General features: G+C 37.2%; 19 protein-coding genes and 1 tRNA gene. 12 read left to right on the top strand and 8 right to left on the bottom strand.

The annotated features are described in order from the left end of the window. Positions 1 to 59 precede the first annotated feature (59 nt). On the bottom strand, positions 60 to 614 hold the full coding sequence (locus tag ACFIJS_RS00415) for a copper chaperone PCu(A)C (protein ID WP_375648776.1): 555 nt from the start codon (positions 612 to 614) through the stop codon (positions 60 to 62). A 967-nt stretch (positions 615 to 1,581) separates the two neighbouring features. Between ACFIJS_RS00415 and dnaK the strand changes: the two genes are divergently transcribed. The 6 genes from dnaK (at position 1,582) to lepA (ending at position 11,515) form a co-directional block, all read left to right on the top strand. Then, the gene (dnaK, locus tag ACFIJS_RS00410) at positions 1,582 to 3,474 is read left to right on the top strand and encodes a molecular chaperone DnaK (RefSeq protein ID WP_375648774.1); all 1,893 of its coding nucleotides are present in this window, start codon (positions 1,582 to 1,584) and stop codon (positions 3,472 to 3,474) included. Positions 3,475 to 3,631: 157 nt separating this feature from the next. Beyond that, positions 3,632 to 4,774 carry a molecular chaperone DnaJ gene (gene dnaJ / locus ACFIJS_RS00405; protein ID WP_375648969.1) on the top strand — a complete coding sequence of 381 codons (1,143 nt, stop codon included), beginning with the start codon at positions 3,632 to 3,634 and terminating at the stop codon, positions 4,772 to 4,774. Between the two features lie 653 nt (positions 4,775 to 5,427). Beyond that, positions 5,428 to 5,697 (top strand): hypothetical protein, encoded by a 270-nt coding sequence (locus ACFIJS_RS00400; protein ID WP_375648772.1) that lies wholly within the window; start codon positions 5,428 to 5,430, stop codon positions 5,695 to 5,697. Positions 5,698 to 6,580: 883 nt separating this feature from the next. Then, positions 6,581 to 7,486, top strand: coding sequence for an acetylglutamate kinase (argB, locus tag ACFIJS_RS00395; protein ID WP_375648770.1), 906 nt, complete (start codon positions 6,581 to 6,583; stop codon positions 7,484 to 7,486). A gap of 32 nt (positions 7,487 to 7,518) precedes the next feature. Then, positions 7,519 to 8,433, top strand: coding sequence for a DMT family transporter (locus ACFIJS_RS00390; protein ID WP_375648768.1), 915 nt, complete (start codon positions 7,519 to 7,521; stop codon positions 8,431 to 8,433). A 1,276-nt stretch (positions 8,434 to 9,709) separates the two neighbouring features. After that, positions 9,710 to 11,515: a translation elongation factor 4 gene (gene lepA / locus ACFIJS_RS00385; RefSeq protein WP_375648966.1), complete on the top strand. Its 1,806-nt coding sequence runs from the start codon at positions 9,710 to 9,712 to the stop codon at positions 11,513 to 11,515. A 168-nt stretch (positions 11,516 to 11,683) separates the two neighbouring features. On the opposite strand, the gene ACFIJS_RS00380 is transcribed toward lepA, so the two are convergent. Together ACFIJS_RS00380 and dapD are read right to left on the bottom strand one after the other, a co-directional pair. Then, complete coding sequence (locus ACFIJS_RS00380) at positions 11,684 to 11,854, bottom strand: hypothetical protein (protein ID WP_375648766.1); 171 nt, start codon at positions 11,852 to 11,854, stop codon at positions 11,684 to 11,686. Between the two features lie 170 nt (positions 11,855 to 12,024). After that, a complete protein-coding gene (dapD, locus tag ACFIJS_RS00375) occupies positions 12,025 to 12,873 on the bottom strand; it encodes a 2,3,4,5-tetrahydropyridine-2,6-dicarboxylate N-succinyltransferase (RefSeq protein WP_375648764.1) in 849 nt (282 codons plus the stop codon). 106 nt (positions 12,874 to 12,979) lie between these two features. Here dapD and ACFIJS_RS00370 point away from each other — a divergent pair, with 106 nt between their 5' ends. After that, a complete protein-coding gene (locus ACFIJS_RS00370) occupies positions 12,980 to 13,843 on the top strand; it encodes an LOG family protein (RefSeq protein ID WP_375648762.1) in 864 nt (287 codons plus the stop codon). A 32-nt stretch (positions 13,844 to 13,875) separates the two neighbouring features. Here the strand turns inward: ACFIJS_RS00370 and truA are convergent, their stop codons facing one another. From truA to def, 3 genes are read right to left on the bottom strand one after another with little or no spacing between them, the layout of a single operon-like run. After that, positions 13,876 to 14,619, bottom strand: a complete 744-nt coding sequence (truA, locus tag ACFIJS_RS00365) for a tRNA pseudouridine(38-40) synthase TruA (protein ID WP_375648760.1) — start codon at positions 14,617 to 14,619, stop codon at positions 13,876 to 13,878. A gap of 1 nt (position 14,620) precedes the next feature. After that, entirely contained in the window at positions 14,621 to 15,550 is a 930-nt protein-coding gene (gene fmt / locus ACFIJS_RS00360; protein WP_375648758.1) for a methionyl-tRNA formyltransferase, read from the bottom strand. After that, positions 15,550 to 16,086 (bottom strand): peptide deformylase, encoded by a 537-nt coding sequence (def, locus tag ACFIJS_RS00355; protein WP_375648756.1) that lies wholly within the window; start codon positions 16,084 to 16,086, stop codon positions 15,550 to 15,552. The genes fmt and def overlap by 1 nt, the downstream gene beginning before the upstream one ends. Before the next feature lie 90 nt (positions 16,087 to 16,176). On the opposite strand from def, the gene ACFIJS_RS00350 reads away from it, so the two are divergent. Both ACFIJS_RS00350 and ACFIJS_RS00345 read left to right on the top strand, forming a co-directional pair. Further along, positions 16,177 to 17,331 carry a DNA recombination protein RmuC gene (locus ACFIJS_RS00350; RefSeq protein ID WP_375648754.1) on the top strand — a complete coding sequence of 385 codons (1,155 nt, stop codon included), beginning with the start codon at positions 16,177 to 16,179 and terminating at the stop codon, positions 17,329 to 17,331. A 138-nt stretch (positions 17,332 to 17,469) separates the two neighbouring features. Continuing rightward, positions 17,470 to 18,057 (top strand): hypothetical protein, encoded by a 588-nt coding sequence (locus ACFIJS_RS00345; RefSeq protein ID WP_375648752.1) that lies wholly within the window; start codon positions 17,470 to 17,472, stop codon positions 18,055 to 18,057. 1,621 nt (positions 18,058 to 19,678) lie between these two features. Here ACFIJS_RS00345 and ACFIJS_RS00340 read toward each other — a convergent pair. Beyond that, positions 19,679 to 19,754: transfer RNA gene (locus ACFIJS_RS00340), tRNA-Ala, on the bottom strand. A 117-nt stretch (positions 19,755 to 19,871) separates the two neighbouring features. Beyond that, a complete protein-coding gene (locus ACFIJS_RS00335; RefSeq protein WP_330168465.1) occupies positions 19,872 to 20,252 on the bottom strand; it encodes a TIGR02300 family protein in 381 nt (126 codons plus the stop codon). Positions 20,253 to 20,439: 187 nt separating this feature from the next. Between ACFIJS_RS00335 and aroA the strand changes: the two genes are divergently transcribed. The 3 genes from aroA (at position 20,440) to rpsA (ending at position 24,245) form a co-directional block, all read left to right on the top strand. After that, entirely contained in the window at positions 20,440 to 21,768 is a 1,329-nt protein-coding gene (gene aroA, locus ACFIJS_RS00330; protein WP_375648750.1) for a 3-phosphoshikimate 1-carboxyvinyltransferase, read from the top strand. Beyond that, positions 21,765 to 22,412, top strand: a complete 648-nt coding sequence (gene cmk / locus ACFIJS_RS00325; RefSeq protein WP_375648748.1) for a (d)CMP kinase — start codon at positions 21,765 to 21,767, stop codon at positions 22,410 to 22,412. The genes aroA and cmk overlap by 4 nt, the downstream gene beginning before the upstream one ends. A gap of 132 nt (positions 22,413 to 22,544) precedes the next feature. Continuing rightward, positions 22,545 to 24,245 (top strand): 30S ribosomal protein S1, encoded by a 1,701-nt coding sequence (gene rpsA / locus ACFIJS_RS00320; protein WP_375648746.1) that lies wholly within the window; start codon positions 22,545 to 22,547, stop codon positions 24,243 to 24,245. Positions 24,246 to 24,378 lie beyond the last annotated feature (133 nt).

Raw genomic sequence — 24,378 nt, 5'->3', positions numbered from 1 at the left:
CACGCTTCTTCATTTTAAAAGTGTGTATTTATAATATGTGTATTTACAATAAAAGGAGCTTAGTGAACAGGAGAGGATTTAGAAGGTGATGGTGCTTTCATAGCGTTTACAGAGAAATCAACATCAATCGTTCCTGCTTTTTCAAATGTCAATTTTGCGCTAATTTTATCACCTAACTTGAATGGTTGTGAAAGCTCCATAAACATAATATGATCACCGCCAGGCTTAAGCATGATTTCGCCATTTCCCGGAATTTCAATGCCATTGTGCATTTTTTCCATTTTCATAATATCATTAACGACAGCCATAGAGTGTATCTCTGTTGTTTTTACTCCGTTTGTGGAAATAGAAACCAAACGGTCTGGGGTATTACTGTGATTAATAATGTAAAGATAACCGCTACCAACTCTTATACCTCTAGGTGTTTCGCGTGTCCAAGGATTGAGAATTTCTATGTCGCCAAGTTTATATTGCTGAGCACCTGCTGGCAGGGTTATACCAGCAAAGAGAAGAGCACACACAATATTTATGATAACCTTTTTGTATGTATATTGTGTATGTATTATATTCTTAAAGATGAGATTTGTTATTTTCTTAATAATAGATGTCATCATTGATTTACCCTCCTTCATAAGATTTACACTTTGAATATTTTTTTATTTTAGCAGAGCTTTTATTTAAAATAAAAGAAAGAAATGCTAAAATGAAATTGATTTGAATATGAGAATAAAAATCATAGAATGCTTGGATTCTAAAGGAAGTAAATAAGGTTTACAATGACAAAACATTCCTCAACGCTTCCGTGTTCATCTCACAATATTATTTGTAAATGGTATAAAATCTATGATGCACTACTATTTTACTCAATAAAGATATAATACAGAACAATCATAAACTAATTTACCAGTTTTTAATATTACGACAACTCTTAGCATTTTAAAGCGTTTATACAGAGGCATTTTTATATATTTTCAAAGTTCAAATTATACAGTTAAGAAAAAACGCTTTAGGTGAGTTTAAAGCACATCTTTCAAATAGCAATAAACAATGAAACCGTTAGAAGGAGAATTTTGAAAGGAGATCGATAGATAATATCTTTACTGATATGAGCATTAGATATGCTGACTATTTTAGTCCAAGGAAAATTTATAATATTCGTGATATAAATTATTCGCCTTTTAAAAAGCTTTTACGTGAGTATCTTTTATTAATGATGAGAAGATCAAGAGCGAGAGTGCAATCACTCTTTTATTTTTTTAATTTTTATAGAAGGGTATATTTATTGAGAATTGCAAGAAAAATATATTATAATCTCAAGTCTCTTATGAATATGGTATTTATGGGTCATTAGAACGCTTATTTTAAAATAAATTTTTTATTTTGGAGATGTTTCTCTCATTATTCTCTTGTAGCAATAAAAGCCTGTTCTTATATACGAGGCAGCAAGGCTTATTGCGATCTTGCGATTTATTATTATTTTATGTTGCTTGAAGCAATATACGGGCTTTGAGTGTGATGAGGAGCTGTCTTAAAAAGATGCTTTATGAAGGTTGAGGTAGCTTGCTGAATGGAGATTATAATATGGCAAAAGTAATTGGTATTGATTTGGGGACAACGAACTCTTGTGTGGCTGTTATGGATGGCAAAAACGCAAAAGTTATCGAGAACTCAGAAGGAGCACGAACAACACCTTCCGTTGTTGCCTTTACTGATGGGGGAGAGCGGCTTGTTGGACAGCCTGCTAAACGGCAGGCGGTAACAAATCCTGAAGGGACAGTTTTTGCAGTTAAACGTTTGATAGGGCGTCGTTTTGATGATCCTATGGTTGAAAAAGATAAAGCACTTGTACCTTATAAAATTGTTAAAGGTGACAATGGTGATGCATGGGTTGAAGAAGCAGGTAAGAAATATTCTCCATCGCAAATTTCAGCTATGATTTTGCAAAAGATGAAGGAAACAGCTGAATCTTATCTGGGTGAAAAAGTTGAACAAGCGGTTATTACTGTTCCTGCTTATTTTAATGATGCGCAACGTCAAGCGACTAAAGATGCGGGTAAAATTGCTGGACTTGAAGTTTTACGGATTATTAATGAGCCGACTGCTGCTGCTTTAGCTTATGGTTTGGACAAAAAGGATGGAAAAACAATTGCTGTTTACGACCTTGGTGGTGGTACATTTGATATTTCAGTACTTGAAATTGGAGATGGCGTTTTTGAAGTTAAATCAACCAATGGAGATACGTTTTTAGGGGGTGAAGACTTTGACATGCGCTTGGTTGGTTATTTTGCAGATGAATTCAAAAAAGAGCAAGGAATTGATCTGAAAAATGATAAATTAGCTTTACAGCGCTTAAAAGAAGCGGCAGAAAAAGCAAAAATTGAGCTTTCTTCGTCACAGCAAACAGAAATCAATTTACCATTTATCACGGCAGATCAATCAGGTCCTAAACACTTAACAATGAAATTGACTCGGGCAAAATTTGAATCTCTGGTTGACGATTTAGTGCAGCGCACCATCGAGCCTTGTAAAGCTGCGTTGAAAGATGCTGGATTAAAGTCCGGTGAGATTGACGAAGTTGTTTTAGTGGGTGGTATGACACGTATGCCCAAGATCCAGCAAGTCGTGCAAAGCTTCTTTGGTAAGGATCCACACAAAGGCGTTAATCCTGATGAAGTTGTTGCAATGGGTGCTGCCATTCAAGGGGGTGTATTGCAAGGCGATGTCAAAGACGTGTTGCTTCTGGATGTAACACCTTTATCCTTGGGGATCGAAACCTTGGGTGGGGTTTTTACACGTCTCATTGAACGCAATACCACTATCCCAACGAAAAAATCTCAAGTTTTTTCAACAGCTGATGATAACCAGAGTGCTGTGACTATTCGTGTTTTCCAAGGAGAACGGGAAATGGCGAGTGATAATAAGTTATTGGCTCAATTTGACCTTGTTGGTATTCCTCCAGCACCGCGTGGTATACCTCAAATTGAAGTTACTTTTGATATTGATGCGAATGGTATTGTTAATGTTTCAGCCAAAGATAAGGGAACTGGTAAAGAGCATCAAATTCGTATTCAGGCATCAGGTGGTTTGAGTGAAGCTGATATTGAAAAAATGGTACAGGATGCGGAAGAGCATGCAGCTGAGGATAAAAAACGCCGTGAAGGTGTTGAAGCCAGAAATCAAGCGGAAGCCCTTATTCATTCAACTGAAAAGTCACTCAGTGAATATGGCGATAAAGTATCAACTGAAGAAAAAGGACAGATTGAAACAGCAATATCTGATTTGAAATCTGCGCTTGAAGGCAGTGATACTGAAGAAGTAACAACAAAGATGCAAAAATTAGCTGAAGTCAGTATGAAGCTTGGACAGGCTATGTATGAAGCTTCACAAGCAGCGAGCGCTGACACTGAAACAGAAGAAAAAAATGATGATGTTGTTGATGCTGTTTTTGAAGAAGTTAATGATAAGAAGAAATAGTGTCGGCATATATGTTGATTAATTTATAAACCCGGCCTTTGAAATATAAGGCTGGGCTTTATTATTTGAGTGAGTTGCAACTTTGTTGCTAAAAATATAAATTAAAAGAAATCCTATCCATAAAGATGGATGATAGAGAAATTATCAGGAATACATGATGAAGGTTGACTATTATGAAATTCTTGGCGTGACTCGTGAATGTGATGATAAAAAGTTGAAATCTGCTTTTCGTAAGTTGGCAATGCAATATCATCCTGATCGCAACGCCGGGGATAAAGAGGCAGAGCGAAAATTCAAAGAAATTGGCGAAGCCTACGAAGTCCTTAAAGATCCCCAAAAGCGTGCTGCTTATGATCGATTTGGTCATGCAGCTTTTGAAAATAGCGGTAGTCAAGGGGGAGAGAATCCCTTTGGCGGTTTTGCTGCTGGTGGTGGATTTGCTGATATTTTTGAAGATTTTTTTGGCGAAATTATGGGAGGTGCGCACCGTAAGCGTGGTGATGGTCGCGAACGTGGTGCAGATCTGAGTTATAATATGGAAATAACCTTAGAAGAGGTATTTTCAGGAAAAACTGCAGAAATTACTATTCCCAGTTCCGTTACGTGCGATGTTTGTGAAGGCTCAGGAGCGAGAAAGGGCTCTAAGCCGCAAGTTTGTGGAACATGTCATGGATCTGGTCGTGTGCGTGCTGCACAAGGTTTCTTTTCCATTGAGCGAACATGTCCTTCATGTCATGGACGTGGTGAAACTATTACGGATCCATGTCCTAAATGTCAGGGGACACGACGCATAGAGAAAAAACGTTCATTGAGCGTGAATGTTCCAGCTGGTATTGAAGATGGAACGCGTATTCGCCTTTCTGGTGAGGGTGATGCTGGTATTCGTGGTGGCCCCAATGGTGATCTTTATATTTTCCTTTCTGTTAAACCACATGAATTTTTTCAGCGAGAAGGAGCAGATCTTCACTGTCGCGTTCCTATTTCAATGGTAACAGCTGCTTTAGGAGGAGAGTTTGAAGTTTCCGATCTTGATGGTGTTAAAGCGCGTGTTAAGATCCCAGAAGGGACACAAAATGGACGTCAATTCCGCCTTAAAGGCAAGGGTATGCCCATGTTGCGTCGGCAGCAAGCAAGGGGTGACCTTTACATCCATATCACGATTGAGACACCACAGAAATTAACGCAAGAGCAACGTGAACTATTGCAAAAATTTGAAAAACTTTCAAATCATGAGAATTCACCGCAATCACATGGCTTTTTTTCACGTATGAAAGAATTTTTTGAAAATATTTCTGGTTAAAATATGTGAATGTTCTCAGAATAGATTAGAAAAAACTTTTGGAAAGTTATTTTAATTAAGCTTTCTATAGTTTTATCGTCTTTGAAAAGCATTTTTTTCTTGAAAAGAAAGAAACGATTAATTTAGGATGAGTTCCTGCCACTGATAGTTTTTTACATTTCACAAGTTTTATGGATAAGTCTTATTTTTGAGTGTCTATGATATTTTAAAAAGGGCTTATCCATACAGGAAAAACGCAATTGAGTGACTGATTTCCAGTGTCATGATAACTGCCTTTATGCATTCAGAATTTTTTGTATTTATTGTTTTATTCAATAATTCCTTTTTAAAAGCCCTATACTAAAACTGTAAAATAGGTAGTAGCTTACCAAAAAATGCTAAATAAGCTGTTAGACAATTCATCTCTTTCAAACAAAATATTAATTCCTCATAACCAATTTTATTTTTGGCATTTTTGAGAGTCTTAGCTACTGTCTCCCTTTAAATAAGGGGTTTTATTCGGAATAGCTTTTACATGCCTCATACCAGCTTCATTTGTTTTTTTCGGATTTTGTTTTGTATTTCTGGTGTCATAAAATACTTCTTCCAGATAATAAAAAAACGCTATAATCAAATTTATTTTGTTCCAAAGAAATTATGAAATGAGATGATTCATGTTGAATACTAAAGAAGACATAACAAAACATGTCTTGAGATACTTGATACACCTCTCTTTTGGAGAAACAGAATTCGATGGAATTCACCTAGTTGAATTTATTGACATGATAAAAATTTTATGGAGAGAAAGAGGGAGTTACTTTCAAAAAGAAAAAATAAACACAATAAAAAAATGGCACGATATGCTTAAAAAACAGTATGATATATTGTCCAAAGTGATTAGTGATATGGAAAGAGAAGTTTATGAAGTAAATCTTTTGTCATAAAATAACATAATTAAAACAATGCCTTAAGAGAATTAAAAAATTCTAAAAGACATTGAATAGTTTAAGCATGTCTTTCTGTACAGAAAGAAAAACTTAATAAACAGATCATGAAAATGAAAAATTTTATAAAACTTTACGAAGGTAGCAATCTAAACAATTAAATGATTTTATAAAGATACTTCTGGAGAGCATTAAGAGCTATTCGCAATAAATTTACAAGCTATGATAATATTCTATAACAAGATATTATAGAGAGGTATAAGGATTACACTGTAGCGTACTTCTTTTATTGCCTTTTGTAGGGATTGATGTTGTCTGATTAAAGACAGTAATTAATGGGATATAAAAAGCAGAATTTATTTGTATCGTAAAATTTTAGTAAAATCCTTCAGAATTCTTTTAAAAGTTTTTTATATAGATAAGCTTTAGAAAGATTTTTCATTCGGATTTCCGAACAATTTCAATTATCATGAAGACAGTTAACATAAAGAAACCATCGTATAGCTTTACTGATCTCTTCTAGAAAATTGCTTGGATAAGGTTACAGTGCTAAGTCAATCCACTGCTTATCTTGGTGATATGTTAATTTTATTATTATAAGAAAATTTTGTTTTCAAAATCAATGGTTGTATATATTCTTATTCGTTGTTAAGTATCATAGGCGTAAACTAACGAGTTGAATGTACAGCATAGCTTAAAATTTTTCAGAATTTTGCTTTTCAATTTTATACATAAAATCATAAAATAAAGACTTTTTGTATGCCTGTTTTGTTTAATTCTTCGCTGTCAATTTTTTGAGGAAGTTGTTTTCTTGTTTCATTTCGTTATTACTTTTCCTAAATTCCACTAAAAGATGGTAAAAAGTGATGAGGAGGCTCTATTAATGGATGATGCTAAAAACGGTGCTGTAGATGTTTTAGAAAAACAAGCAGCATTTTTATCGTCTGCTTTACCATATATGCAAAAATACGAAAATGAAACAGTTGTAGTAAAATATGGCGGTCATGCTATGGGTGATCCTGCCTTGGGGCGAGCATTTGCGCGTGATATTGCTCTATTAAAGCAATCGGGAATTAATCCTGTTGTTGTTCATGGTGGAGGACCTCAAATTGCTGAAATTTTGATAAAAATGGGGATTGAATCACGATTTGAAAATGGTTTACGGGTAACCGACGAGCGGATTGTTGAAGTTGTTGAAATGGTTTTGGCCGGTTCCATAAACAAAGAAATTGTTGCTCTCATCAATGCAGAAGGTGAATGGGCAATAGGATTATGTGGCAAGGACGGCAATATGGTTTTTGCCGAAAAGGCTTATAAAACTGTCATTGATCCTGATTCGCATATTGAACGTGTTTTAGATTTGGGATTTGTTGGTGAGCCTATTGAAGTTGATCGCACATTGCTGGATCTTTTAGCATGTTCTGAAATGATACCAGTTCTTGCTCCTGTGGCTCCAGGACGCGATGGTAAAACCTATAATATTAATGCTGATATTTTTGCTGGGGCTATTGCTGGTGCATTAGAGGCTAAACGCCTTTTATTTCTTACTGATGTTCCTGGTGTTTTGGATAAACAGGGTAAATTTTTAAAAGAATTGACAGTTTCTGAAGCAGAGAAACTTATCAAAAATGGGACAATTTCAGGAGGCATGATTCCAAAAGTAGAGACTTGTATGAAAGCCCTTCAAAATGGTGTTGAAGGTGTTGTCATTTTAAATGGTAAAACTCCTCATTCTGTTTTACTAGAACTGTTTACCGAACAGGGAGTTGGAACGCTTATTGTTTCATAAATTGTGCGGAAAATTGGAGGAGAAAGCCTTTCATGACAAATATAAAACAGTTTAAATATCCTTTATTAAGTAAGCCAGAATTGGCAATATTTGCTGCAACAATATTGTGGGGTATCACATTTTTAGTCATTCATATTGCGGTACGCTATAGTGGTCCTCTATTTTTTGTTGGATTTCGCTTTATTGTTGCATCTCTTATATGTGGGACAATTTTTTGGCGCTCTATAAAAGGTGTAACGGTTTATGAAGTTTTCGCTGGGATGGCGATTGGTTTAGCCATGTTCTTAGGTTATGCTTTTCAAGCAGCTGGTCTTCAAACGATTATTAGTAGTCAGTCGGCTTTTATTACAGCGCTTTATGTACCTATGGTTCCAATCTTGCAATGGATTGTTTTTAAGAAACCTCCCCGTTTTACTTGTTGGGTTGGTATTATTTTCGCTTTTATTGGGCTTGTACTTATTTCAGGACAAAAGCCGGGAAATTTTGATTTTTCAAAAGGCGAAATTTTGACTTTGTTAGGCGCTTTAGCGATTGCTGGAGAAGTCATACTCATCGGAATTTTTGCCAATAAGGTTGATAGTCGGCGTGTGACCATTATCCAGTTATTTTTTAGTGGTTTTTTTTCATTTGCTTGTATGCCTTTGATGGGTGAAAGCATTCCTGAATTTTCGTGGGTATGGTTTAGTATTGGCATCGGATTAGCATTAATGAGTGCCATCATTCAATTGGCTATGAATTGGGCACAAAGGTCTATTTCCCCTACACGTGCAACACTCATTTACGCAGGTGAACCGGTATGGGCTGGTATTGTAGGGCGTTTGGCTGGAGAGCATTTATCCTCGTTAGCATTATTAGGTGGCTTGCTTATTCTGATTGGGATCATTGTGGCTGAATTACAACCTTCACAATGGCGTAAAAAAAATAAAGCAATTGAAAAAATTGATTAGCTATGCACCTTTTCTATTACGATTTTATTGCATGAGATTTTTGCTTGCAAAGTTTTCAGTTTTGAGGCTTTTTTTAATATGAAGATAAGGAAGGTTTTATAAGCTATTCCAGCTTTTGTATAGCAAATTGGAGCAATAATATTTATCTGTTTGCTTAACCTCTGAAACGGGAAATCAACCTTCATTGAGTCAAAGCATGAAGTGGTAAAGACAAAAACAGCTCTCATCTTTACTGTTATTTTAAAATTTAGCTTTACAAGTTTCAAAAACATCCACGGTAATTTTTTTGAATAATAAAAATTACGCACTGCTGCACATTATGCTTTTTGTTCTTTCATAGGATCACGCTTTTCACGTAAAATAGAACGCCTAAATCAGCCTCCCATAATGTTGTATATTAACGCGTTTTTTTAAAAGACAATTTTCTCAATATACATCATATTCATTGATGGTCCGTTCTTAAACGTTTTAATCCATACACTATAGCCTTGATTTATAATGGGGAAGCAAAAAATTTGATTGATTCACTATGAGAAGATTTAAAATGAAAGAGGCTCGCGATATTCAGAGTTTTCATTTAAATTGCAAAACAATAAACAATCATTATAAATCAATGTATTATCCAATAAATCGAGAAAGATTTGTGTTTTTTATCTTTAATAGAGAGAGGAAGGAATTGTATAAAAATACATAAAAACATCACTCAATAGAGCATATTTCTAAAGTTTTAAAAATTGAGAAGAAACGCCCTCGATATTCATGTTATTTTATATAAGATTGCTAAAAAAGTAGGTTATTGCGTATAAATAAAAAGCATTTCTTGCGAATTTTATTGCAAACCTAAGTGATATACACGCTCATCATTACAATACATTGATTTATAATGTATAATATATCGTTATTCACATTGAATTAGAACCCTGAATACCGTAAAACTTTTTCACTTCAAATCGTTTTCATGTTAAATCAATCCAAACCACTTGCGTACACGTCACAAGCGGATGGGTTATGTGGGTAAAAACTGTACAAGAAAGGCATATCTCTTTCAAGTGTAAAGGAGTGTCGCAACATTGGAGGTTGGCAAAGTGTGTGATGGTACCGGCTTATCCAGCATATGTTTTAGTACCCTTGGATTTAATTTAGCAAATAAAAGCCTCATTTTTTAGGTTATGAAAAATTGTGTTTTGAGAAGCTCTTTAGGTTTATATTCTTTTGATAGAAGCCGGAGCATAATTGGTCTTTGCGTTTTGTATTATTCTTTGCTAAATCGCCTTATATGACAATAGATCGTAATTATATTCGTAATTTTTCCATCGTGGCGCATATTGATCACGGCAAATCCACTTTAGCTGACCGTTTAATTCAAATCACAGGTGGGCTTGATACACGTGAGATGAAAGAACAAGTACTCGATTCTATGGATATTGAGCGTGAACGTGGAATTACTATTAAAGCACAAACGGTACGTTTACACTATAAGGCAAAGAATGGTGAAACCTATATTTTAAATCTTATGGATACACCTGGTCATGTGGATTTTGCTTATGAGGTTTCACGTTCATTGGCAGCTTGTGAAGGTTCTCTGTTGGTGGTGGATGCAAGTCAAGGTGTAGAGGCGCAGACGTTAGCAAATGTTTATCAAGCCATTGATAATTCCCATGAGTTGGTCGTTGTGCTCAATAAAGTTGATCTTCCAGCAGCAGAACCTGAGCGTGTTAAAGAACAAATTGAAGATGTGATAGGCATTGATACATCTCAAGCAGTAGAAATATCAGCAAAAACAGGTTTGGGTGTTCCTGATGTTTTGGAGGCAATTGTTACACAATTACCACCTCCCCATACAGGCGATGTTACAAACCCCTTGAAAGCAATGTTGGTTGATAGCTGGTATGATGCATATCTTGGTGTCATTGTTTTGGTACGGGTGATAGATGGTATTTTAAAAAAAGGCCAAACGATTCGTATGATGGGTACAGGGGCAAAATATCCAGTTGAGCGCGTTGGAGTGTTTACACCTAAAATGGTACAGGTTGATGAATTAGGACCAGGAGAGATTGGTTTTATCACTGCCTCTATCAAAGAGGTAGCAGATACACGAGTTGGGGATACGATTACTGAAGAGCGTCGTCCTTGTGAAAATGCTTTGCCTGGTTTTAAGCTGGCGCAACCAGTTGTATTTTGTGGTCTTTTTCCAATTGATGCTGCCGATTTTGATGATTTGCGTGCAGCCATGGGCAAATTACGCTTAAATGATGCGAGTTTTTCTTTTGAAATGGAAACATCTGCGGCTTTGGGGTTTGGTTTTCGCTGTGGCTTTTTAGGACTTCTTCATCTTGAAATTATTCAAGAGCGATTAGGGCGTGAGTTTAATTTGGATTTAATTGCGACAGCACCTTCGGTTGTTTATCGCATGAATATGAATGATGGTTCTGTTAAAGAGTTGCACAATCCAGCAGATATGCCTGATGTGGTTAAAATTTCTTCCATCGAAGAACCATGGATTCGTGCGACAATTATGACTCCTGATAATTATCTTGGGTCAATTTTAGAACTATGCCAAGAGCGTCGGGGAATACAGGTTGGTTTGTCCTATGTTGGAACCCGCGCTATGGTAACATATGATTTACCACTGAATGAAGTTGTTTTTGATTTTTATGATCGGCTAAAATCAATCTCAAAGGGTTATGCTTCTTTTGATTATCAGATGGCAGATTATGCAGAAGGGGATTTAGTTAAAATGTCTATTTTGGTAAATGGAGAGTCTATTGATGCATTGTCTATGCTTGTGCACCGAACGATTGCAGAAAAGCGCGGGCGTTCCATGTGTGAAAAACTGAAAGATCTTATTCCCCAGCATATGTTTCAGATTCCAGTTCAAGCGGCTATTGGTGGTAAAGTTATAGCGCGCGAAACAATTCGTGCTTTGCGTAAAGATGTAACAGCGAAATGTTACGGGGGTGATGTCACGCGTAAGCGCAAACTTTTGGAAAAGCAAAAAGAAGGCAAAAAGCGGATGCGTCAATTTGGAAAAGTAGAAATTCCACAATCGGCATTTATTCAAGCGCTCAAAATGAACAAATAATGAAAAAAGGAGTATTTTCTCTCATTGATTGCGCTGTTGCTTTTGTCGATTGGTACAGATGCTTAAAGAACAATTTTAAATAGAATTGCGCTGTGCTTCGTGTTTTTGTGTATTGCGTAATGGTGTCATGCTTCTCACGTAAAACAGAATGCTTTAAACGAAAAACATTTATGTTGCATATTGGCGTGCTTGTTTTAGTGAATCATCACTCAATGCATCAAACTCCATTTCACAATGGGGGTTGTGAAAAATATAAAGTAAAATACATTGTGAATGATATAAAATCCATTTGGCATCACCGTCTTTACGCGTTACAAAGGTGCAAAGCGTACCTATCATACTCTTTTCTTAAAGTGTTTCTTACCCACACACCAACTGCGTTTGTAATGTGCAAGGAAATGATAGTGATTGATTCACTATGAAAGAATTTGAAATGAGAGAATCCTTGTATTTGAGTTTATTATTCAAGTTAAAAAACGATGAAATATTATTGTGAATTAATCTTATGTCTAAGAACGTAAAAGATCATTAATGGATGTTTTTTCTCGTGTTTTTTGATCAACGCGTTTTACAATAACAGCACAATAAAGGCTTGGTCCTGCTTCACCATTTGGTAAAGGTTTTCCAGGGAAAGAACCTGGCACGACCACTGAATAGGCTGGTACTTCACCGATAAAAATTTCACCTGTTGTACGATCAATAATCTTTGTAGATTTTCCGATAAAGACTCCCATTCCCAAAACAGCACCTTCACGAATAATACAGCCTTCAACAATTTCAGAGCGAGCACCGATAAAGCAATGATCTTCAATGATTGTTGGATTTGCTTGCAGGGGTTCCAAAACACCCCCAATACCAACACCGCCAGAAAGATGGACATGTTTACCAATTTGTGCACAAGAACCAACGGTGCTCCATGTATCAACCATTGTGCCTTCATCGACAAAAGCACCAAGATTGACAAAGGATGGCATCAATATAACGTTGGGTGCAATGTAAGCAGAATGACGTACAATGGCTCCAGGAACGGAACGGAAATCAGCACTTTTAAAATCTGCTTCTTGCCAACCAGAGAATTTTGAAGGAACTTTATCCCACCAATGTGTTCCATTGATTCCACCAGTAATAATTTGCATAGGATTAAGCCGAAAAGAGAGCAAAACCGCTTTTTTCAACCATTGATGAACATGCCATTGTCCATTTTTTTGTTGTTCTGCAACACGGATTTCACCTTTATCAAGAAGGTGCAATGCATGTTCGACACTCTCACGGATTTCGCCTTTTGTGGTAGTATTGATAGAATCGCGATCGTCAAAAGCTTGTTCAATAATCATTTCAAGTTGTGTGAGATGGGTCATGACGAGAGTTCCGTTAAACAAGTTGAAAGCTTCAAGATTTATTCTCTATGAACTACGCGAAGAAATGTGTTCAGTCAATAAAACGATGAGGAAGTAGGACAGGTGCATGAAAAAAGGCTGTAAAGAAAAAAGAAAAGGAAAGCAAGAAAACTGGACACCACTTCTCCATACGAAGGATGCTCTACAACAAATACATAAAATCTCTAATTCAGCACAAATGTGTTCGTCTACTTATCGTTTAGCCTATATCGATCAAGATTTTATGATGCGACCAGAGTTGCGCTCACAACGTATTGGTCTTGAATTTTTAAAGCCGGAAATAACCCTTAAAGAATATGATATTCAATCAACAGTTGTTTTGTTTGGTGGTGCGCGTATTCCTGAACCTGGGCAAGCAGCGTGGGCTGCAAAAAATGAAATACAAAAGAAAAATTTGCATGCTATGTCACATTATTACGATGAAGCAAGAGAATTTGCGCGTTTGTGCTCACTTTATTCTGCTACGACAGAATATCGTGAATTTGTGGTTGTTACGGGGGGCGGACCAGGAATCATGGAGGCAGGAAATCGTGGTGCTTGTGATGTTGGTGCCCCAACGATTGGCTTGAATATTATTTTACCACATGAGCAAGAACCTAATTCGTATGTGTCGCCGCATTTGTGTTTCAATTTTCATTATTTGGGGATGCGCAAAATGCATTTTTTAGTACGAGCGAAAGCATTAGCTATTTTTCCTGGAGGATTTGGGACTCTGGATGAGCTGTTTGAGACGTTAACTTTAGTACAGACAGGGCGTATGAAACAGGTACCAATTTTATTGTTTGGCAAAGAATTTTGGAGCAATACTATCAATTTTGAGTATCTGTCTGAACAAGGTACAATTTCTCCTACTGATGTTAATTTTGTGAAATTTGTCAATACAGCAGCAGAGGCCTTTGAAGAAATTCGTTCTTTTTATAAACTGCCTTAACGACTTTTAAGACGTTCACTCTTGAAGGATAATTAATATTCTACTTTGGTTAAATAAAGTCCTGAAGGAGGAGCAACAACACCACAGTGTTTACGATCTTTAGCATGAAGAGCTGCTTCGAGATCTTGAGCTGTCCAACGTCCGATACCCACTTCCATGAGGCTTCCTGCGAATGAACGGATTTGATGATGAAGAAAAGAACGAGCTTGCGCATAAAGGAAAATTTCTTCACCTTCTCTTTGAATATCGAGGCGGTCAAGGGTGCGAATAGGGCTTTTAGCTTGGCAATGTGCTGAACGGAAAGTGGTAAAATCATGTTTTCCTACAAGCTTTTGAGCAGCTTCATGCATGGCTTCAGCATTAAGAGGCTTTGGCAACCACCACACGCGTTTGGCATTTAAGGCTGGTGGAGAGCGACGATTAAGAATTTTAAAAAGATAATGGCGTTTTACAGCGGAAAATCGTGCATCAAAGTCATCAGGGACATTTTGTACGTTTAAGACTGAAATCGCTTCTCTCTGTTTACGTAAAAGAGCATTGAGCGCATCACGTACAGTATGGGGAAGCCAGTTTTTTATGAAATCAACATGCGCAACTTGTCCTGTAGCGTGTACGCCCGCATCGGTTCTTCCTGCTGTTGTTATGGTCAATTGTTGTCCACTAAAGGAAAAGAGTGCCTGTTCAAGAGCTCCTTGTACAGTGTGAAGTTTTGCTTGACGCTGCCAACCAGCATAATTTGAACCATCATATTCAAGAGTGAGTTTAAAACGTGGCATCTTAAAAAACAGCAGAAATATGAGCACCTCGCAAAAAGGTTGCGCTCTCAAGGACTTTACCGCCAGATCTTTGGAGAGAGGTTATTTCTATCCGCCCCTGTCCACAATGGACAATCAAAGAATCTGGTTCTATCCGTCCAATTTCAAGAGAAGGGCCTGTTGTTAAGCGACTATCAAGAATTTTTATACGTTCTTCTCGTCCCCCAATACTCATATTGCACCAGCAACCAGGAGAAGGAGAGAGCGCATGGATATGCCTATGAATAAACTCTGCAGGTTTTGTCCAATCAATGCGAGTCTCTTCCTTTTTGATTTTGGCAGCATAGGTGATGCCTTCCTCTGATTGTGGGGTCAGTTTAAGTTGTCCTTTTTCAAGAGTTGATAAAGTTTCTATCATAAGTTCTGCGCCAATATGTGAAAGTTTGTTTGAAAGCTCAGCAGTGGTAGTGTTATCAGTAATGGGGATGGAGCGAGAAAGAGCGATAGGTCCCGTATCAAGTCCTTCCTCCATTTTCATGATCATGATACCTGTTTCTTTATCACCAGCCATAATCGCTCGTTGAATAGGTGCAGCACCACGCCAACGTGGTAAGAGTGAAGCGTGGGCATTAAAACAACCAAAACGCGGCGTTTCGAGAATAGCTTTGGGTAAAAGGAGTCCATAAGCTACCACAATAGCAGCATCAATAGAAAGTGTTGCAAATTGCTCCTGTTGTTGGATTGTTTTAAGCGTTTGAGGCGTGAAGACAGGTATGGATCTTTCTTGCGCTGCACTTTGAACAGATGAGGGGATTAATTTAAGTCCTCGACGTCCTGCTGGGCGAGGGGGTTGACTATAAACAGCAATAACATCATGACCTGCATCCAATAAAGCATGCAAAATAGGAACAGAAAAATCTGGTGTCCCCATAAAACTTAATCGTAAAGCCATTACAAAACTGATTCCTGCATGTTTTTTTCTTTTGCGCGTTTTTTAAATTTTCGTATCACCATATCGCGTTTGATCTTTGAAATGTAATCAATAAAAAGGCGCCCATCTAAATGATCAATTTCATGCTGCAAGCAAGTTGCCAAGAGATCGTCTGCTTCAATTTCTGTTTGTTTTCCTTCACGGTTCTGATAGCGAACACAAAGGCGTTTAGGACGTTCAACCTCTGCAAAATAGTCAGGAATAGACAGACAACCTTCTTTGTAAATATTACGCTCATCTGAAAGCCATAAAATTTCAGGGTTGATAATAACAAATGGTTTTTTCTGCTCATCTTCAGCATTCCCAGAGACATCTATAACCAACATACGTAGCGGCACACCAATTTGAATAGCAGCAAGACCAACGCCTTTAGCATTATACATGGTTTCCAACATATCATCCGCAAGTTTTTGGAGAGCTGAATCAACCTGCTCAACGGGTTTGGACACTTCCCGTAAAATCGGATCAGGTAAAGTAACTAAAGACCTCATTGGCATAAGTAGAGATTAATCAATGGTTTGTTATTGGTCAATATTGAATAACGGATTCTTGCATTTTTTTAAAATAAGAGCGTTATATTACAATTTATGTTTGATTCGTTTTTTTCCATACTCGCTGGTGATTTTTTTTCTAAACTAATGCTTTTACTTCTATTTGTACTTGTCTGTTTGGCATTTTTTATGTTGATACATTCTCATCGAAAAAAAGCATTTTGGGAAAATGAAATTGCTGAACGCGCACGTGAGGCAAAAATGCAGATGGCTACCTTGCTGAAAACACAAGCTGAAATGCAAGGGCGAATGCAAACGATGGCGGAAATTTTTGGTCAACGGCAGGCTGAATTAAATAAATCACTCAGTGAGCAACTCAATGGGATGACAACAAGCTTAGGCCAAACACTTCAGGTACAGACCAAATCCACTTATGAAAATTTGAATCGTTTGCAAGAGCGTTTAGCAGTAATTGATGCGGCACAAAATAATATTCAATCGCTTACGGGACAAGTTGTTCAGTTGCAGTCCATTTTAAGCAATAAGCAGACACGTGGTACTTTTGGTCAGGGGCGGATGGAAGCAATTATTGTCGATGCCTTACCAACAAATGCTTATGCTTTTCAGGCTGTTCTTTCCAATGGAAAGCGCCCAGATTGTCTCATTCATATGCCCAATAAAGCCCCTTCTCTTGTTGTTGATGCTAAATTCCCTCTGGAGGCTTGGAATGCTATGCGTAAGGCAGAATCAGCGCAAGAGCGTCAAGAGGCAGAACGCCAATTTCGTACTGATATGGAAGTCCATATTCGTGATATTGCACAAAAATATTTGATTCCTGGAGAAACCCATGACACTGCTTTCCTTTTTGTGCCATCTGAATCGATTTTTGCAACAATTTATGAGGACTTTGAGGCATTGGTACAAAAATCCAATAGAGCCCATGTGATTATTGTTTCACCATCTTTGTTGATGCTCTCTGTTCAAGTGGTACAAACCATTATGAAAGATGCACGGATGCGTGAACAAGCGCATTTAATTCAATCAGAAGTAGCAAAATTGATGGAAGATTTTGGACGAATGGATACGCGTGTTCGTGCGTTACAGAAGCACGTTCACAAAGCAGGTGAAGATATAGAGGGAATTTTGATATCGTCCTCCAAAATTATGAAACGGGCAAATCGCATTGAAACTGTCGAATTAAAAGAAAATTACTCTGAACCAACAAAAATGACAACATTGGATCAATCGTAAACATTGCGTTTTGCTGATGAGGAATAAAGCAAAGCAAGCTTCTTAAATATCACACGTCAGATCATGTTCTTTATTGATTGGTAATACTTTTTTAGTATCTCTATCTTGTTTTATTTCTTAAACGAGAGGAATAGGAATATGCGACACCTTTTGTTTTTAGGGGCACTGGTGTTTCTGCTAGAGGGATGTGCAACAACTACTCCCATACACACAAACAATGTTTGTGCTATTTTAGCACAAAAAAATGGTTTTTTTGACAATTGGGGTAAAGCTGCTAAACGTGCAGAAATGCGCTATGGGATTCCTATGCCTATTATTCTTGCAACCATTAATATGGAATCGAGCTTTCGACACAATGCACGTCCTCCACGTAAAAAACTATTTGGTTTTATTCCATGGAAGCGTCAATCGACAGCCTATGGTTATTCTCAAGCGCTTGACAGTACATGGGCAATGTATCTTCGCTCTACGGATAGATCTTTTGCATGGCGTACGAATTTTGCAGATTCTGCTGATTTTATTGCTTGGTACCATCGCCAAAGTGTTCAACGCAATGGAGTGAGATTTAATGATGCATATAGCCTTTATTTAAATTATCATATGGGACATGGTGCTTATGCGCGTAGTGGCGGGCATGCCACTGCTGCACTTTCACAGGCCGCACAGCGCATGGCAAGAATATCGAGGCTTTATGAACAGCAATTAAAGAGATGTGGATGGTATTAGGGAAGATTTTTGAAAATCTCAATTAGGGAATTGTTGTGGTAAAATTATTTGAGAGCCAAATTTCTTATGGCATGGTAAGGCTGTATCATTTTTCTGATTGTCAAATGAAATAAATTGTTATTTTTTAGAATAAACCCAAAAGACAGAAAGCTTTTGCAATGCACAATATATTTGAGTGCGCTCTCGATATTTCTACCTCCGTTGTTTAAAAAATTTACAATGGAAACTATCTTTTATTTGGCACTGGCATTTCGTACAGGGCTAAGTACCAGAGATTATTGAAGAAAAATTTTAAAATATAATATCATTTTTTATTTTCATTATGCATATTATTGGCTGATTATTACATGAATATTTTCTTTGCTAGGCGTATAAAATAGCAATCAAAAAAATGCAATTTGAGCATCATAAAAAAGGTAAAACATTCAATATAAAAAAATGAGAAATGCATTAAACGAAAAAACATTGCTTCATAAAACGTTGCTTTGTATAAAGAGGACGCTACAGTTTTCAAAAGGACAAAAGGACTAATAGTATTTAGTATTGTATGAAATGAAACATATTCGTCTATCCAGTCCATCTTAATTGAAAGAAGTTATCTGATTGTATTGTAGAAATACTATCGTTTATAGGATGGTAAAGTATATGCAACTTTACAAACAATGAATATTAAGGGTAGGGAATATTCAGAGAAAGATTTGTCTGTGGCACCTATGAAGTAACAAGTCAGCCTCCAATGTTGTGATAGCTTTTGCATTTGAGAATATTTATGAGAAGCATTTTTATTCTTTTCTTAAATGGTTTACAGCATATTGATTTATAAAGATAATATATCGTTATCCATATTAAAGTAAGAATCTCGAATGCGTAGGGTTTTATCGTTTCAGATCTCTTGAGGTTGAATCAATAAAAACAATTGGCTTGCACATAACAAGCGCAATTGGCATGTGGATAAAAACTGTGAAAGAAAAGACTAAAAATATTTCTTATGAACATTCTCAAATGTAAGAATTATCGGTAATATTGGGAATTAGCACATATAATGATGGCGCCCTTTGCTCTCATACCCCAACCTTGTTTGTGATGTGCAAGGAAACAAAATTAATTGATTCAATATATTATCTAAGCATTAATATACCTAGTATTGAGCAGGTAGATGCTACTCGAGGTGGATAATTTTTTAATTTGCAGGACATATGATCAGGCTAAAAATACTCGAAAAAAGTCCTGCTTCACAATAATTGAGAAGTATATTTTAATATTTTATTCTCTAATCTTTGTTTAGGTACTTCGTACCTTTTAAAAAGACATCGATAATCAACATATTATGACTTTGTGGAAATATTGTAGTAAAGGGAATTCAAACTTTGTTCTTTAAAACAAGGCGTAAGTTAAACAGCTCATTTTCTATTTCTGTGCAAAGCATAAAAAATTATCTACTTTCACGGTTAGGACAGTAAAATTGCATAACCCAACAAATGATTAAAAATGTATTATAATATCATTAAAATGCAAGGAACAGGCACTATTGGAATGATGATTAAATAGCACATAAACCTTTAAATTAATGCACACATTCTCTATAATAATTAATTCCCTTGATAGAATAAGCTGGTCCTTGTGGTGGAGCTAAGCGGGATCGAACCGCTGACCTCTTGCATGCCATGCAAGCGCTCTCCCAACTGAGCTATAGCCCCTATAAAAAAAATTTTTTCCAAAAGGACAGTATACAATTTCAGCTTTTCTAGAACGATCAAAATTGAAGATCAAGAAGAATTTACATTCAATGGAAAAGATGTCCTCTTTTACTTCTCTTAAGCATCGTCATCATTAGAAACACCGCCTCCGAGAATATCAGTAACATCATCATCTTCATCGTCATCATCATGAGATAAAAATGTATCATCGTCATCACCGAGATCTACATCACTATCTTCTAAATCAGGAAGATCGTCATCTTTAGAATCCTCATCATCCTCTTCAAGAAGCATAAAAGCAGATTTTTCAAGTGCTGTATCAAGCTCTTCAGTATCAACTTCTTCTTCATTGTTTGCTTCAGCTGCTGCAACTTCAAAGTAAGAACGCGGATAAGAAATTCCTGTATAGGGCGACACAATAGGATCGCGATTTAGATCGTAAAATTTTTTTCCTGTTTCTGGATCAACACGTTTAGTTCCAAGTTCTTGTTTTGCCATAAACCGTGCCTCTTTGATTAACTATTATTCCATTAAAAGATAAATTTTATGGTGCTTAATCGAAAAATAATGCCTTTGTCAAAGATAAATACACTGTTCCACAGTGATTTTTTCATGACGTCTTTTAAAGCATGTGCTAAAGGATACACAATTTCATAAAAGTTAGATAGAATTAAATAGAATTTCCATGCAAAAAGCAATCCCTATAACCACCTATAAATCGAGTAATCTCTCTGGAAAAATTCAAATACCAGGAGATAAATCAATCTCTCATCGCTCTCTTATATTGGGAGGATTAGCAAGTGGTGAGACATATATTCATGGATTACTTGAAAGCGCTGATGTACTCAATACAGCTGCTGCTATGCAAGCTATGGGTGCCTGTATTATTAAAAAAGATGACTTCTGGACCATACGAGGAACAGGGAATGGTTGCCTTTTAGCTGCACAAAAACCTTTAGACTTTGGAAACGCTGGAACAGGTGCTCGTTTGGTTATGGGAATGGTTGGTCCGTATCATATGAAAACAACCTTTATTGGTGATGCTTCTCTCTCTAAACGTCCAATGGGACGTATCCTTGATCCACTGCGTCTCATGGGGGTTGAAATTGAGGCAACGCACGAAGATCACCTTCCTTTAACTCTTTATGGTCCGAAAATGGCTAATCCGATTCGTTACCGTGTTCCAATAGCTTCCTCCCAAATTAAATCAGCAATCCTGCTTGCTGGACTCAATACCGCCGGCATTACAACTGTTATTGAACCAGTTCTGACACGAGATCATACGGAAAAAATGTTAAAAGCATTCGGTGCGCAACTTGAAATAGAAAAAGATAACGAAGGTGCGCGTTTGATTCATCTTAATGGTCAACCTCATCTTACTGGGCAAACAATTCATATTCCAGGTGATCCTTCTTCTGCTGCTTTTCCAATTATCGCAGCCCTTCTTGTAGAAGACTCTGATATCACCATTGAAAATGTTTTGATAAATAACTCTCGAATAGGATTGATCGAAACATTGTGGGAAATGGGGGCTCAAATTGAATTTTTGAACCGACGTCAAACAGGTGGAGAGGATGTTGCTGATCTACGGATAAAATCATCGGTTCTTAAAGGCGTTACGGTGCCCAAAGAACGTGCTCCATCGATGATTGATGAATATCCTGCTTTGTCAGTAGCAGCAGCCTTTGCAGAAGGCAAAACAGTGATGCTAGGAATTGAAGAATTGCGTGTAAAAGAATCAGATCGACTGTCTGCTGTTGCTCAAGGACTCGAAATTAATTGCGTAGACTGTGAAGAAGGTCAAGATTTTCTTATTGTTTATGGGAAAGGTTCTGCCAAAGGTTTGGGTGGTGGACATGTCTCTACACATCTTGATCATCGAATTGCTATGTGTTTTCTCATTTTTGGGCTTGTATCAGAAAAACCTGTTACCATTGATGATAAACGAATGATCGCTACGAGCTTTCCAGAATTTATTCCTTTTATAAAACAACTTGGGGGGAAAATCGCTTGAATCCTTTTGTTATTGCCATTGATGGACCTGCAGCCTCAGGCAAAGGAACCTTAGCACGCAAAATTGCTGCACATTATCGTCTTCACCATCTCGATACTGGTCTCACTTATCGTAGTGTTGCTCATACGCTTTTACAACAAAATTTAGCTCTTAATGATGAAAAAAATGCTATTATTTATGCTAAAGAACTTGATTTTAATACTTTAAATCCTGATCTTCTTTCTTCACATGAACTTGGTGAAGCGGCTTCAAAAATAGCGATTAACTCTGCTGTACGCAAAATTCTTGTCGAAAAACAACGCGACTTTGCTAAAGTTTTGCCCGGATGTGTGCTTGATGGGCGTGATATCGGAACTATTGTTTTTCCTGATGCCGATATCAAGTTTTATGTTCTAGCCAATGTTCAAACACGCGCAAAACGTCGCTACCAAGAGATTTTAAAAAAGGGTGTTCAAGCAAATTATCATGAAATTCTAGCTCAACTTGAACAGCGCGACAGTCGCGATATAACGCGCAAACAAAGTCCACTAAAACCAGCAAAAAACGCCCACTTGCTTGATACGTCAGAATTGAGTATAGAAGCAACATTTGAAATTGCATGTAGTTTTATTGATCCAATCATAAAAATGCATATAATTAGATAAATTCGTTCAGGTGACTTCCAGCCTAGCGCTAACTTTTCTTCCTTTATTCAAGGAAAAAGGCAGGGAGTTCCTTATGTTAACACTAACCTAGCGCTCATACCTTGTAATACAAGGTATATATTAGGAGTTCTTATGTCACAATACAATCCCACAACAGCGGATTTTGAAGCCCTTTTAACAGAATCTTTTCAAACCAATGACCTTAATGAAGGATCTGTTGTTAAAGGTCGTGTTATTGCAATCGAAAAAGATATGGCCATTATTGATGCTGGTCTTAAAGTCGAAGGACGTATTCCTCTCAAAGAATTTGGAGCTAAAGCAAAAGACGGTTCTTTGCAAGTTGGCGATGAAGTTGAGGTTTACATTGAACGCATTGAAAATGCGATGGGTGAAGCTGTTTTATCGCGTGAAAAAGCACGGCGCGAAGAAAGTTGGGTCCGTTTGGAGGAAAAATTCAATGCTGGTGCACGCGTTAATGGAGTGATCTTTAGCCAAGTAAAAGGTGGGTTTACAGTTGATCTTGATGGTGCTGTTGCTTTTTTGCCGCGCAGCCAAGTGGATATTCGTCCCATTCGTGATGTTTCACCTCTCATGCATAATTCTCAGTCCTTTGAAATTTTGAAGATGGATCGTCGTCGTGGCAATATTGTGGTCTCACGTCGTACTGTTTTAGAAGAAAGTCGCGCCGAGCAACGTTCAGAAATTGTACAAAACCTTGAAGAAAACCAAATCGTTGAAGGTGTAGTGAAAAATATCACAGATTATGGTGCCTTTGTTGATCTTGGTGGGATTGATGGTCTCTTGCACGTTACAGATATGGCATGGCGGCGTGTTAACCACCCATCTGAAGTCCTCACAATTGGTCAAACGATTAAAGTTCAGATTATTCGCATTAATCAAGATACGCACCGTATTTCTCTTGGAATGAAACAGCTTGAAAGTGATCCTTGGGAAAGCATCAGTGTTCGGTATCCGATTGGTAAAAAAATTACGGGTGCTGTTACCAACATTACTGATTACGGTGGTTTTGTTGAAATTGAGCCAGGAATCGAAGGGCTGATCCATGTTTCTGAAATGAGCTGGACAAAGAAAAATGTTCATCCTGGAAAAATTCTGTCTACATCACAAGAAGTAGAAGTGGTTGTTCTTGAGATTGATCCTTCTAAACGGCGTATTTCTCTTGGCTTAAAGCAAACATTTGAAAATCCATGGGAAGCTTTTGCCAATAAATTTCCTGTCAATTCTCAAATTGAAGGAGAGGTTAAAAATAAAACAGAATTTGGTCTGTTTATTGGGCTTGAAGGCGATGTTGACGGTATGGTTCATTTGTCTGATCTTGATTGGAACCGTCCTGGTGAACAAGTCATTGATACTTACAATAAAGGCGATATCGTTAAAGCTGTAGTCCTTGATGTTGACATTGAAAAAGAGCGCATTTCTCTTGGAATTAAGCAGCTTTCCAGTGATAAAGTTGGAGAAGCAGCTGCTTCTGGCGAATTGCGAAAAGGTGCTGTTGTAACATGCGAAGTGATTGCTGTTAACGACAATGACATTGGTGTGAAATTGATTGACCACAACCTTGAGACAACCATTCGGCGTGCTGATCTCGCGCGTGATCGTGATGAGCAACGTCCTGAGCGTTTCGCAATTGGGCAAAAGGTTGATGCTCGCATCACAGCATTTGATAAAAAAACACGTAAAATTTCAGTATCGATTAAAGCTTTAGAAATTGCAGAGGAAAAAGAAGCTGTTGCACAATATGGTTCTACAGATGCAGGTGCTTCTCTTGGTGATATTCTTGGTGCAGCTTTGAAAAAACAAGAACAAGATTAATCATCAATCATTAAAGTTGACGGTGTTATTAAGGTCACTCATTTTAGGGTGACCTTTTTTATTTTCTAAAAAAATTGTCTGCTTATTTTCTAATTATTGCATCAAAAATTATAAATGCTTGCAACTAAAAACA

The sequence above is a fragment of the Bartonella sp. OT172YNZD genome (assembly GCF_042193725.1).
In the GTDB taxonomy this organism is placed as follows: Bacteria; Pseudomonadota; Alphaproteobacteria; order Rhizobiales; family Rhizobiaceae; genus Bartonella; species Bartonella grahamii_A.
Note: the sequence above shows the minus strand (reverse complement) of the source record. Positions and strands in the feature narration are given on the sequence as shown.

Coding starts and splice junctions, on each gene's coding strand:
- ACFIJS_RS00415 (WP_375648776.1), bottom strand. CDS start 614: ATGATGACATCTATTATTAAGAAAATAACAAATCTCATCTTTAAGAAT.
- dnaK (WP_375648774.1), top strand. CDS start 1,582: ATGGCAAAAGTAATTGGTATTGATTTGGGGACAACGAACTCTTGTGTG.
- dnaJ (WP_375648969.1), top strand. CDS start 3,632: ATGAAGGTTGACTATTATGAAATTCTTGGCGTGACTCGTGAATGTGAT.
- ACFIJS_RS00400 (WP_375648772.1), top strand. CDS start 5,428: ATGTTGAATACTAAAGAAGACATAACAAAACATGTCTTGAGATACTTG.
- argB (WP_375648770.1), top strand. CDS start 6,581: ATGGATGATGCTAAAAACGGTGCTGTAGATGTTTTAGAAAAACAAGCA.
- ACFIJS_RS00390 (WP_375648768.1), top strand. CDS start 7,519: ATGACAAATATAAAACAGTTTAAATATCCTTTATTAAGTAAGCCAGAA.
- lepA (WP_375648966.1), top strand. CDS start 9,710: ATGACAATAGATCGTAATTATATTCGTAATTTTTCCATCGTGGCGCAT.
- ACFIJS_RS00380 (WP_375648766.1), bottom strand. CDS start 11,854: ATGATAGGTACGCTTTGCACCTTTGTAACGCGTAAAGACGGTGATGCC.
- dapD (WP_375648764.1), bottom strand. CDS start 12,873: ATGACCCATCTCACACAACTTGAAATGATTATTGAACAAGCTTTTGAC.
- ACFIJS_RS00370 (WP_375648762.1), top strand. CDS start 12,980: ATGAAAAAAGGCTGTAAAGAAAAAAGAAAAGGAAAGCAAGAAAACTGG.
- truA (WP_375648760.1), bottom strand. CDS start 14,619: ATGCCACGTTTTAAACTCACTCTTGAATATGATGGTTCAAATTATGCT.
- fmt (WP_375648758.1), bottom strand. CDS start 15,550: ATGGCTTTACGATTAAGTTTTATGGGGACACCAGATTTTTCTGTTCCT.
- def (WP_375648756.1), bottom strand. CDS start 16,086: ATGCCAATGAGGTCTTTAGTTACTTTACCTGATCCGATTTTACGGGAA.
- ACFIJS_RS00350 (WP_375648754.1), top strand. CDS start 16,177: ATGTTTGATTCGTTTTTTTCCATACTCGCTGGTGATTTTTTTTCTAAA.
- ACFIJS_RS00345 (WP_375648752.1), top strand. CDS start 17,470: ATGCGACACCTTTTGTTTTTAGGGGCACTGGTGTTTCTGCTAGAGGGA.
- ACFIJS_RS00335 (WP_330168465.1), bottom strand. CDS start 20,252: ATGGCAAAACAAGAACTTGGAACTAAACGTGTTGATCCAGAAACAGGA.
- aroA (WP_375648750.1), top strand. CDS start 20,440: ATGCAAAAAGCAATCCCTATAACCACCTATAAATCGAGTAATCTCTCT.
- rpsA (WP_375648746.1), top strand. CDS start 22,545: ATGTCACAATACAATCCCACAACAGCGGATTTTGAAGCCCTTTTAACA.